General features: G+C 71.3%; 9 protein-coding genes. 6 read left to right on the forward strand and 3 right to left on the reverse strand.

Annotation, left to right across the window (positions count from 1 at the left end; all coding sequences use genetic code 11):
- The first annotated feature begins 281 nt into the window (after positions 1–281).
- The 5 genes from mtrA (at position 282) to hpf (ending at position 6133) form a co-directional block, all read left to right on the forward strand.
- The gene (gene mtrA / locus C1I93_RS22515) at positions 282–971 is read left to right on the forward strand and encodes an MtrAB system response regulator MtrA (RefSeq protein WP_111245291.1); all 690 of its coding nucleotides are present in this window, start codon (positions 282–284) and stop codon (positions 969–971) included.
- A 12-nt stretch (positions 972–983) separates the two neighbouring features.
- A complete protein-coding gene (mtrB, locus tag C1I93_RS22520) occupies positions 984–2741 on the forward strand; it encodes an MtrAB system histidine kinase MtrB (protein WP_111245292.1) in 1758 nt (585 codons plus the stop codon).
- Positions 2738–4522, forward strand: coding sequence for an LpqB family beta-propeller domain-containing protein (locus C1I93_RS22525; RefSeq protein ID WP_111245293.1), 1785 nt, complete (start codon positions 2738–2740; stop codon positions 4520–4522). Before mtrB ends, C1I93_RS22525 begins: the two co-directional genes overlap by 4 nt.
- A 4-nt stretch (positions 4523–4526) precedes the next feature.
- A complete protein-coding gene (locus C1I93_RS22530; protein WP_111245294.1) occupies positions 4527–5252 on the forward strand; it encodes a ComF family protein in 726 nt (241 codons plus the stop codon).
- A 248-nt stretch (positions 5253–5500) separates the two neighbouring features.
- A complete protein-coding gene (hpf, locus tag C1I93_RS22535; protein WP_111245295.1) occupies positions 5501–6133 on the forward strand; it encodes a ribosome hibernation-promoting factor, HPF/YfiA family in 633 nt (210 codons plus the stop codon).
- Between the two features lie 54 nt (positions 6134–6187).
- Here the strand turns inward: hpf and C1I93_RS22540 are convergent, their stop codons facing one another.
- Positions 6188–7297, reverse strand: coding sequence for a GNAT family N-acetyltransferase (locus C1I93_RS22540; protein WP_111245296.1), 1110 nt, complete (start codon positions 7295–7297; stop codon positions 6188–6190).
- Positions 7294–8454 carry a GNAT family N-acetyltransferase gene (locus tag C1I93_RS22545; protein ID WP_111245297.1) on the reverse strand — a complete coding sequence of 387 codons (1161 nt, stop codon included), beginning with the start codon at positions 8452–8454 and terminating at the stop codon, positions 7294–7296. The genes C1I93_RS22540 and C1I93_RS22545 overlap by 4 nt, the downstream gene beginning before the upstream one ends.
- Before the next feature lie 170 nt (positions 8455–8624).
- On the opposite strand from C1I93_RS22545, the gene secA reads away from it, so the two are divergent.
- Positions 8625–11555, forward strand: coding sequence for a preprotein translocase subunit SecA (gene secA, locus C1I93_RS22550; RefSeq protein ID WP_111245298.1), 2931 nt, complete (start codon positions 8625–8627; stop codon positions 11553–11555).
- A gap of 98 nt (positions 11556–11653) precedes the next feature.
- Here secA and C1I93_RS22555 read toward each other — a convergent pair.
- A partial coding sequence (locus tag C1I93_RS22555; protein WP_258378328.1) for an Rv3235 family protein occupies positions 11654–12010 on the reverse strand: 357 nt, incomplete at its 5' end.

The following is a 12010-nucleotide window of genomic DNA, read 5'->3' on the forward strand; positions in this document are numbered from 1 at the left end:
GATCCAGGTCCAGACGCACCAGGCCAGCCAGGTCAGGGAGACCAGCGCCGCCAGGGTGCGCAGCCGCAGTGCGCTGAGCAGCAACACCACTGCGAGCACGGCCAACCACGGTCCGAAACCTTTCACCACGGCCTCCCCGGATGTCCCTCGACGCGGTGGCGCCCGGCGGGGCGGCCAGGAATCATGGTGACACGCGTGTCCCGCCCGGGTGGACTGCCGCCGAGTAGCGTGCCGGGTGACGCCGAGCCCCACCGAACTGACGGGATGGAAACATTAACCCCATGAGAGCCCGGGTACTGGTGGTCGACGACGACCCCGCGCTCGCCGAGATGCTCGGCATCGTCCTGCGCAGCGAAGGTTTCATGCCGTCCTTCGTGGCGGACGGGGAACGGGCCCTGGCCGCGTTCCGCGACAACCGGCCCGACATCGTCCTGCTCGACCTCATGTTGCCCGGAATGAGCGGTATCGACGTGGCGCGGGCGATCCGGGCCGAGTCGGGCGTGCCGATCGTCATGCTGACCGCCAAGAGTGACACTGTCGACGTCGTGCTCGGCCTGGAGTCGGGAGCCGACGACTACGTGGTCAAGCCGTTCAAGCCCAAGGAGTTGGTGGCCCGGATGCGGGCCCGGTTGCGGCGGGGCGAGGACGCGGCGCCGGAGATGCTCACCATCGGCCCGCCCGGCAACCAGATCTCCATCGACGTGCCGGCGCACACCGTCAGCCGCAACGGCGAGGAGGTGAAGCTGACCCCGTTGGAGTTCGACCTGCTGGTCGCGCTGGCCCGCAAGCCCCGTCAGGTCTTCACCCGGGAGGTGCTGCTGGAACAGGTCTGGGGGTACCGGCACGCGGCGGACACCCGGCTGGTCAACGTGCACGTGCAGCGGCTTCGTGCCAAGATCGAGCCGGACCCGGAGCGACCGGAAATCATCCTCACCGTGCGGGGCGTGGGCTACAAGGCGGGTACGGGATAGCCTGGTCGCACTGTGACCACCTCCCCGATTCCGGATCATGACAGCACGTCCCACCGGCGCGGCGCCGGGTGGGAGCTGTGGCGTGGGCTGAGCAGTCGGGCTGCCCGGCTCTTCGCCGGGTTGCACCAGACCTGGCGGCGCTCGTTGCAGGTGCGTGTGGTGACGATCACGCTCGTGGTGTCGAGTCTGCTTGTCGGTGGGTTCGCGTACCTGATCGCTGACAAGATCACCAGCATTCTGCTGGACAACGCCAAGACCGATGTCCGGGCCCGCCTGACCAGCGGCGCGGAGTACGCGGCGAAGCAGTTCAGTCTCTACAGCCAGCCGCAGGAGGCCCAGCTCCAGGAGACCATCGACGGCACGGTCAACTATCTGGCCGGGGGCGACCCGCAACAGACGAGCGGGGTGGTGGTGGCGCTCACCGCCGACGGCGCCGGCGAGATGATCGAGCGCCGCAGCTCACCCTCGGTGGATTTCCAGCCGTTGATCAGCCCGGAGCTGCGAGCCGCGGTGGCCGGCGGGAACGTGGCCAACCAGATCCGCACCGGCCGGCTCACCGGCGACCGGGACGTCACGTACCTGGTGTACGGCTCGCCGGTGCCGACCCGGTTCGGTCAGGTGGAGCTCTACTACTTCGTACCGCTGACCTTGCAGGCCACCACGGCCAGCCAGGCGCGGGCCACCGTGGTGGCCACCGGGGTCGCCCTGGTGCTGCTGCTCGGTCTGCTCGCCGCGCTGGTGACCCGCCTGGTGGTGACCCCCGTCCGGGTGGCGGCCCGGACCGCCCAGCGGCTCTCGGCCGGACTGCTGGACCAGCGGATGGCGGTCAACGGCGAGGACGACCTCGCCCTGCTCGCCGCCTCGTTCAACCAGATGGCCACCAACCTGCAACGGCAGATCCTCCGCCTGGAGGAGATGTCCCGGTTGCAGCGCCGGTTCACCTCGGACGTCTCGCACGAGCTGCGGACCCCGCTGACCACGGTACGGATGGCGGCCGACCTGATCTTCGCCGAGCGCGACGAGTTCGACCCGGCGGTGGCGCGCAGCGCCGAGTTGCTCCAGGCCGAGCTGGACCGGTTCGAGGAACTACTCACCGACCTGCTGGAGATCAGCCGGTTCGACGCGGGTTTCGCGGTGCTCGACGCCGAGCCGACCGACCTGGTGCCGGTGGTGCACCGGGTGGTGGACCGGCTCGCCGGGCTGGCCGAGCGGGTCGGAGTCCCTGTCGAGCTGGACGTCCCCGTCGCCCCGGTGATCGCCGAGATCGATCCGCGGCGGGTCGAGCGGGTGTTGCGCAACCTGGTCGGCAACGCCGTCGAGCACGGCGAGGGTCGGCCGGTGCGGATCACCCTGGGCATGGACGAGACCGCCGTGGCGATCACCGTTCGCGACCATGGTGTGGGGCTCAAACCAGGCGAGGAGAAGCTGGTCTTCAACCGGTTCTGGCGGGCCGACCCGTCGCGGGCCCGGCAGACCGGCGGGACCGGGCTGGGGCTGTCGATCAGCGTCGAGGACGCCCGGCTGCACGGTGGTTGGCTGGAGGCATGGGGTGCGCCGGGGCAGGGTGCCCAGTTCCGGCTCACGTTGCCGGCGCGGGCCGGTGACCGGCTTACCACCTCGCCGCTGCGGCTGGTGCCGGCGGACGCGACACCGCCGCTCGCTGGGGTGGCCGGCAGCGGGCCGCTGGCCATCGGACCGGGCCCGGGTGGCGCGTTCGCGATCACCCCGGCGCAGGCTGGCCCGGAGCGGCACGCGGGGGTGGGTTCGTGAGGCGACGCCTGCTCGTCGGTCTGCTCGGCGGCGTGCTGGTGCTGACCGGCTGCGGCATTCCCGACCGCACCGAGGTGCAGACCGAGCAGCGGGGGCCGGCGGCGGAGACCAGTTGGTCGTTGGGGCGGGGCAGTGAGCCGCCGACCCGGACGGCCAGCGGCAGTGACGCCGAGGCGTTCGTGCGAAACTTCCTGGCCGCGGCGGCGGGCGAGCCGGATCGGGCGTACGACCGGGTGAAGCAGTTCATCGCACCGCCGGACCGCCCCGGCCTTCAGGAGAAACAGGGCAGCGAGGTGGCGCTGTCGGTGGTGCGCCTGGCCGAAGATCCGGTGATCGCGCCCGACGTCGACAGCATGAAGGTCACCATCACGGTGCAGCAGATCGGGCTGCTGCGCGCCAACGGCATCCTGGTGCCACCGCTGTCCACCGAGACGACGTACGAGTTCCGGCTGATCAACGCCGGGCCGGCGGGGCAGGACGACGCCGGCTTCTATGTCAGCGCCCCGCCGAACCTGCTGCTGCTCAGCGACGAGGCGCTGCGCCAGTACTACCAGGCCAAGTCGATCTACTTCTGGAACTCCGAACGCACCCGCCTGGTGCCGGACCAGCGCTACCTCTCGCTTTCGGTGCCGGCGGAGCGCCGGGTCAGCGAGGTGGTCCGGTGGCTGACCGCGGGCCCGTCGGAGTGGCTGCGGATCGGGGTCTCCGGCCTGCCCGACCGTACCGAGATGATCAACAATGCCACCGGCTCGGCCGATCGGTGGGAGGTCAACCTCGACATGCCCGGTGCCGACGACGAGCGGCTGGATCAACTCGCCACCCAGCTCGCCTGGTCCCTGGAGGACCTGGACGGCACCCTGGAAATCAAGATCCTCAACCAGCCCCGCAGGCTCGTCGACCTCAGCGAGCAGCGGTCGGCGAACGACCCGTACCACTCCGACGAGACCGCGCGGCGGTTCTGCGTCTACGAGGGGGCGATCCACGCCCTCGTCGTCGGCAACGAGCTGCCCGGCACGGTCCCGGTGGCCGCCGAGGCGAACCACGACGTGGTCTCCGCGGCGCTGCGCCGCGCGGGCGGGGACGTCCTGGCCGCGCTGGTGGTCGCCGAGGAGAACGGACGCCAGCGGCTCGCCGTCGGGCGCGGTCAGGAGGTGGTGGAGAACTTCGCCACCAGCGAGTCCGCGTACGCGAGCATCGGCCGGCCGGTCTGGGTCCGGACCGACACCGGCCAGCCGGCCGGGTTCGTGGTCGTCGACGGTGGCCTCTACCGCTTCGACGGCCAGGCGGTGCTGCGGCCGGTGCCGCTCGGGCTGCCCGGCCGGATCAGCACGGTGGCGGCCGCCCTGGACGGGCACCGGATCGCTGTGGTGGTCGACGGCACGCTGCACGTCGCCGCGATCGGCTGGGAGGGTGGGGTGCCCACCGTCGGCCCGGCTCGCCGGCTGGTCCTCTCCCTGGTCAACCCGACCGCGGTGGACTGGGCGGGGGAGACCCGGCTGGTGGTGGCCGGCTCGGCCGGTCGCCCGGCGATCTACGACGTCAGCGTCGACGGGGCGTTGGAGACCCGGCTGCGGGAAGACACCGGTGCCGCAGCCACCCAGCTGAGTGCGGTGCCCGCGCCACTCGCGTCGCTCGCCGGTTCGTTCATGTACGAGGCCAACGGCGTCATCTACCGCAGCAACCCCTTCCAGCGGCTGGGGCGGGAACACGTCCAGGACGCCGCGTCGCCACCGGCGGGAGCGCGTGCCAGCTATCCCACCGCCCCCTTCTTCCTCTACTGAGCACATGCGGGGCGGGATCTGGGCGGATCTGACCGACCTGGTGCTGCCCGCCGACTGCGCCGGGTGCCGGGCCCGCCGACCGGGGTTGCGGCACGGGATGTGCCCGGAGTGCGTACAGACGCTGCGGGCGCTGCGTCCCGGACCGGTACGGCCGGTGCCGGCCCCGGCGGGGCTGCCACCCTGTCACGCGCTGGGCGTCTACGGCGGGCCGTTGCGGGAGGCGCTGCTGGCGTACAAGGAGCACGGCCGGCACGCCCTGGCCCGGCCGCTGGGCGAGTTGCTGGCCGAGGTGGTGGCGGCGGCGGTCGATGCGGCGCACGACCGCACCGACCGGCGCGGGGCGCGACCGGTGCTGCTGGTGCCGGTGCCGGACACTCCGGCAGCGGCCCGGGCCCGTTACGGCGACCACCTGAACCGGATGGCCCGGCACTGCGCCCGTCGACTGCGCGCGGCCGGATGGCCGGTGCGGGTGCACCGGCCGGTCCGCGCCGCACCCCGGCCGGACTCGGTGACGCTGGACAGCGCCGGCCGGGCCGCGGCGGCCGGTTCCGCGTTCCGGATCCGACCGGGCAGCGGTCCCGCGCCGCCCGGCGCGACAGTGGTGCTGCTCGACGACATCGTCACCACCGGGGCCACCCTGGCGGCGATCAGTGCGGTGCTGACCGCCCAGGGACTCGCGCCGTCGGCCGCTGCGGTGCTGGCCGCGACACAGAAAAGGCACAGGCGGTGACTCATTGTGTTTCCGTTTCACCCCTTCGTGTATGAGCTGTGGAAATTACTCGGCGGTATTCGCGACTGGGGGTGACTGTCGGGCGAACAGGAGTTAGCGTTTGCCTGTCGGGGGTAGGAAGCTCAACCCACCACCCCCGGCGGTGAGAGGAGGCGTAGCCGTATCAACCGGTCGACGCCGAGCGGGACCCCTCCCCGGGCGCATGACCGGATTTCTCGGATCAAAGACCGTCCGAACGAGGAGGTCACGTGGACATCGTGGTCAAGGGCCGTAACGTCGAAGTGCCGGACCATTTCCGGGTGCACGTCGCAGACAAGCTCGCAAAGATCGAACGTTATGACCACAAGCTAATCCGTGCCGATGTCGAACTGTTCCATGAGCGCAATCCGCGCCAGGCCGACCACTGCCAGCGGGTGGAGATCACCTGCTACTCCCGGGGCCCGGTGATCCGGGCGGAGGCCTGCACCAACGACTTCTACAGCGCGCTGGACGCGGCGATCGCCAAGCTCGACGCCCGGCTGCGCCGCGCCGCCGACCGGCGTCGCATCCACCGCGGCCGGCACGCGCCGCTGTCGGTCGCCGCCGCCACCGCCGGCCTGCCGGTGACGGACCTGCCCGTCCTGGCCGCGCCGACAGGTACCGCCACCGCGGTCGCCGAACGGCCTGAGGATGACGAGTACGACGAGCACGACGACCAGCCGTGGCACATCGCCCGGGAGAAGGTCCACCCGGCCGAGCCGATGACCGTAGACGACGCGCTGTTCCAGATGGAACTCGTCGGCCACGACTTCTATCTGTTCCAGGACAAGGAGTCCGGTCGGCCGAGCGTGGTCTACCGGCGGCACGCCTACGACTACGGCATCATCTCGTTGGCCATCTGACCCGGTGACGCCGGCTCGGGGCGGCAGGTCCGACCCGAGCCGGCCAGCTGGCCGTCAGTCCGTCAAATCGCCCGGCAGCAGCCCGAAGACGGTGGAGTCGGCGCGGGTCCCGACGGCACCGGGTAACCGCCCGCGTAACAGCCCCTCGTAGCGGAAACCGGCCCGTTCCAGCACCCGCTGCGAGGCGACGTTCTCCGGCAGGGTGCCGGCCCAGAGTCGGGCCAGCCCGACGTGTGCGAAACCCCAGCCGGCGAGGAGCCGTACCGTGCGGGTGGCGTAACCACGCCCGCGCCACTGCGGGGACAGGCTGTAGCCGATCATCGCCTGGTTGGCCGGCTGGTCGAGGATCACCGCGCAGTTTCCGGCGACGGCCCCCGACGTCGCGTCCAGGATGGCCATCGGGGCGAGCTTGCCGACCAGCCACTGGCCCTGCGCCTCCTGGCAGTACCGTGCCATCGCCTCGCGGGTGGGTGGCTCCGGCGGCACCCGGCTCGCCACCACCTCCGCGTCGCTGTGCAGGCGGAACATCTCGTCGGCGTCGGCGGGACCGAGTGCGCGCAGCACGACCACGCCGTCGGTCAGCCGTCCTTCGGGCAGATCAGGCAGCAGACGCGGGGTCGCTCCGGGCGGATCGTCGGCGAGGCGTACCCACACCGTCAGGTCCCGCCGACCGCCGCCGCGCACCGGGCTGGCGGCCCGGCGTACCCCCTCGGGCCGGAACCCGGCGGCCAGCGCCACCCGCTGACTGGCCGCGTTGTCGACGCTGGTGAGCAGCTCCAGCCGGGCGGTGCCGGTGGCGAAGGCGTGACCGGCCAGCGCCCGGGTGGCGGCCGTGGCCACGCCCCGGCCGCGGGCCCACGGCGCCACCCAGTAACCGATCTCGGCCTGGCTCCGCGGCGCCACCAGGTTGCTCAGCCCCACGGTGCCGAGCAGCCGGTCGGTGTCCGGGTCGGCGATGGCGTACGCGGCTCCGCCGCCGGCGAAGGTCGCCGGCGCACCCTCCGCGACCCACCAGCGGGCGTCGGCCTCGGTGTACGGGTGGGGCAGGCCGTCCATGAACCGCTGGGTGAGCGGGTCGGCGCAGCCGGCGGTGATGTCGGCGACATCGGTCGGCCGGAACAGCCGCAGGCGTACGCCCGGGCCCTCGATGGTTGCCGGGTTCACGCCGTCACCTTCCGGGTCAGGTCCTCGGCGAGCAGCGCACCGACCCAGGCGTCGACCCGCCGACCCCGGTGGTGCAGCGCGCCCCGGGCGGTGCCCTCGATGAGGAAACCGGCCTTCTCGGCGGCCCGGCGGGAGGCGGTGTTGCCGACGTGCGACCGCCACTCGACGCGGGCCAGCCCGAGCGTGGTGAAGCCCCAGGCGGTCAAGGCGGCGAGCGCGGCCGGCAGGTAGCCCCGGCCGCGGGCGTGCGGTGCGGTCATGAAGCCGACGTCGGCCAGCAGCGGGTCGTTGGGTGACAGTCGCAGATCGATCGAGCCGACGTAGTGGTCCTGGTCGTCGGCGATCGCGTAGCTGGCGGTGGTGCCGGCGGCCCAGCCGTCCGGGCACAGGCTCAGGAACGCCTCGGCCGCCGACCTGTCGTACTGCTCCGGGATGGTGGTCCAGCGCAAGGTGTCCGGGTCCTGGCAGGTGGTGACGACGGCGTCGAGATCGCGCTCCTCCAGCGGGCGTAGCCGCAGCTCGTGGTCTTCGGCGGTGGCGAAGAGGATGGGCTGCGGCCGGCCGAAGACGGCCGCCCGGCGGGCTTCGAGCGTGCCCGGTCCGGCTGGGCCGGTCTCGCCGGGCGCCGGCACTTCGCCGGGCAGCAGCGAACCGAACCACTCATAGCGGCCCTGCCCCGGGTCGGCGGCGCGGAGCCGTCCCTCGACCCGGAATCCGGCCCGGAGCGCGACCAGCCGGGAGGCGTGGTTGCCCGCCTGGGCGCCCCAGACCAGTCGCCGCAGCTTCAGCTCGGCGAACGACCAGCGGGCCAGGGCGCGGGTGGCGCGTACCGCGACGCCGCGCCCGCGTGCCCACGGGGCGGTCCAGTAGCCGATTTCGGTGAGTTCGTGGTCGCGGTCGATCTGGTGCAGGCCACATCCGCCGAGTAGTTCGCCGGTGCCGGCGTGGCAGACCGCGAAGGGTGCTTCGCTGCCCTCTTCCCACCGCTGCACCCGCTTGGTGATGAAGGTCCGTGCGTGTTCCGGCAGGTACGGGCGCGGCATGGTGGTCCAGCGCTGGATGTCCGGGTCCTGGAAGGCGCGGTGCAGGTCGTCGGCGTCCTCGATGCGCCACGGGCGTAACACCAGACCGGCCTCGTTGATCTCCACAGGCTCCATCCGACCCATCGTGCCGGATCGTTCGCCCACGGCGTAACCGGAAAACCGGGGGATGAGCGGGACCGGGACGCGATATGTCGGTTTCGCGATGACCGACCCTCGCCACCAGTGACCATCTGCCCGATGAAACGCCTACGATGGTTCGAGACTGTCTAGGGGAGCGTTGATCCGTGTCGATTCTGGAAAAGGTCCTCCGCGCGGGCGAGGGGCGCATGGTGCGCCGCCTCAAGGCGATCGCCGCCGCCGTCAACTCGATCGAGGACGACTACGTCAACCTCACCGACGACGAGCTGCGGGGCATGACTGAGCAGTTCAGGGAACGGCTCGCCGACGGCGAGACCCTGGACGACCTGCTGCCCGAGGCGTTCGCGGTGTGCCGGGAGGCGGCGGCGCGGGTGCTCGGCCAGCGGCCGTACGACGTGCAGGTGATGGGCGGCGCGGCGCTGCATTTCGGCAACATCGCCGAGATGAAGACCGGTGAGGGCAAGACCCTGACCTCGGTCATGCCGGTCTATCTCAACGCGCTGTCCGGCAAGGGCGTGCACGTGGTCACGGTGAACGACTACCTGGCCCAGCGCGACGCCGCCTGGATGGGCCGGGTGCACGAGTTCCTCGGCCTGACCGTCGGCGTGGTGCTGCCCAACCGCCCGGCCACCGAGCACCGCGCGGCGTACGAGTGCGACATCACCTACGGCACCAACAACGAGTTCGGCTTCGACTACCTGCGCGACAACATGGCCTGGTCAAAGGACGAGCTGGTCCAGCGCGGCCACAACTTCGCAGTGGTCGACGAGGTCGACTCGATCCTGATCGACGAGGCCCGGACCCCGCTGATCATCTCCGGTCCGGCCGAGCACTCCGCCCGCTGGTACGGCGAGTTCGCCGCGGTGGTGGCCCGCCTCCAGTCCGGCAAGGACGGCGAGGGCGACTACGAGGTCGACTACGCCAAGCGCACCATCGCGGTGACCGAGCGCGGCGTGGCCAAGGTCGAGGACCGGCTCGGCATCGACAACCTCTACGAGTCGGTGAACACTCCGCTCGTCGGCTACCTGAACAACGCCATCAAGGCCAAGGAGCTCTACAAGCGCGACAAGGACTACATCGTCAGCGACGGCGAGGTCCTGATCGTCGACGAGTTCACCGGCCGCATCCTGCATGGCCGCCGCTACAACGAGGGCATGCACCAGGCGATCGAGGCCAAGGAGGGGGTGGAGATCAAGCAGGAGAACCAGACCCTGGCCACCATCACCCTCCAGAACTACTTCCGCCTCTACGACAAGCTCTCCGGCATGACCGGTACGGCGCAGACCGAGGCGGGCGAGTTCAACAAGGTCTACAAGGTCGGCGTGGTGACCATCCCGACCCACCGGCCGATGGTCCGGCAGGACCGGGCCGACGTCATCTACAAGACCGAGAAGGCCAAGTTCAACGCGGTGATCGAGGACATCGCCGAGCGGCACCAGGCCGGGCAGCCGGTCCTCGTCGGCACCGTCTCGGTGGAGAACTCCGAGATCCTGTCCCAGCTGCTGCGCCGCCGGGGCATCCCGCACTCGGTGCTGAACGCGAAGTTCCACGCCCGGGAGGCGGAGATCGTCGCCCAGGCCGGTCGTAAGGGCGCGGTCACGGTGGCCACCAACATGGCCGGTCGTGGCACCGACATCCTGCTCGGCGGCAACCCCGAGTTCCTCGCCGCGAGCGAGCTGCGCCAGCGCGGCCTCGACCCGGAGGAGAACGCCGAGGAGTACGACAAGGCGTTGGAGGAGGTCCTGCCGAAGTGGAAGCAGGCCTGCGACGCCGAGGCCGAGGAGGTGGGCGCCGCCGGCGGGCTCTACGTGCTCGGCACCGAGCGGCACGAGTCCCGGCGGATCGACAACCAGCTGCGCGGCCGCTCCGGCCGACAGGGTGACCCCGGTGAGTCGCGGTTCTACCTCTCCCTCCAGGACGAGCTGATGAAGCGGTTCCGCTCCGGCGCGGTCGAGGCGGTCATGGACCGGTTCAACATCCCGGAGGACGTGCCCATCGAGTCGAAGATGGTCACCCGCCAGATCAAGAGCGCCCAGGCCCAGATCGAGGGCCAGAACGCCGAGATCCGCAAGAACGTCCTCAAGTACGACGAGGTGATGAACAAGCAGCGCCAGGTGATCTACGCCGAGCGGCTGCGCGTACTCAACGGTGAGGACCTCTCCGAACAGGTCCGCAACATGATCGACGACGTGGTCGAGGCGTACGTGCGGGGGGCCACCTCCGACGGGTACGCCGAGGACTGGGACCTCGAGCAGCTCTGGACCAACCTCAAGCAGCTCTACCCGGTGGGCGTCACCATCGAGGAGCTGGAGGAGGAGGCCGGCGGGTCGCGGGGCGGCATCGACTCCGACTTCCTGGTCTCCCGGCTCAAGGACGACGCGAACGCCGCGTACGACCGCCGTGAGGAGCAGCTCGGCGCCGAGGGCACTCGTCAGTTGGAGCGGATGGTGCTGCTCCAGGTGATCGACCGCAAGTGGCGAGAGCACCTCTACGAGATGGACTACCTCCAGGAGGGCATCACGCTGCGGGCCTACGCCCAGCGTGACCCGGTGGTGGAATATCAGCGCGAGGGCTTCGCCATGTTCACCACCATGATGGACGGCATCAAGGAGGAGACGGTCGGCTTCCTCTACAACCTCGAGGTGCAGGTCAACGAGCCTGAGCCCGAGGCCGAGGAGGTGCAGCTGCTGGAGAAGCCGGTGGAGATCAAGGCCAAGGGCCTGCGCCGCGCTCCGCAGCAGCAGGGGCTCCAGTATTCCGCCCCCACCATCGACGGTGAGGCCGGCGCCGGTGGGGTCGCGGTCCAGCGCGACGACCAGCGGGCTCCGGCACTGGGCATCGGCGGTCCGGAGCCGAGCGCTCCGGCTGCGCCTGGGCGGACCGCTCCGGCGGCCCCGCAGCGGGCGGCGGGCGGCCTGCGTGGCCCCGGTGTCGCCGCCAGCACGGCCCGGCAGACGGACTCCTCGGGTCAGGCCAGCGCCAGCAACGGCCCCTCCCGCAATGCGCCGTGCCCCTGTGGCTCGGGCCGTAAGTACAAGCGTTGCCACGGTGCGCCCGGCGGCACCTCGGCCGACTGAGGCGCCCCGCACACCTGCGACATCCGACGGAGCCGTGGTCTCGGTGACCACGGCTCCGTGGTGTGTCGGCCGGGGTGTGCCGGCTCACCCCGGCTGGGTCAGAGCACGCGCAGGTCGGTGCAGAGCCAGTGGCCCCGGCGCTGTTCCAGGCGCAGCGCCATCGCCCAGCTGCGGCCGGCGGTGCCGCTGAGCACGGCGGCGGCCTCGATGGCGGTGGGCCGGGGCTCGCACACCCGCAGCCGACGCAGGTGCAGGCCGGGGCGGGGCGTGCGGCGCCGCACGGGAGCGTTGCGGGCGGTGGCGCGGGCCAGCTCGGGCAGCAACTGCGCGGAGCGGACCGGGTCGAGGTGGCGGCGGAGCTGCACCGGTGAGCGGAAGCCGTTGAAGACCTCCAGGCAGCTCGCGACGAATAGGTGGGCGACCCGGGTGGCCGCCGGGGTGGCGGTGGTCAGGGC

The sequence above is a fragment of the Micromonospora endophytica genome, assembly GCF_003236305.1.
Taxonomy (GTDB): Bacteria; Actinomycetota; Actinomycetes; order Mycobacteriales; family Micromonosporaceae; genus Micromonospora; species Micromonospora endophytica.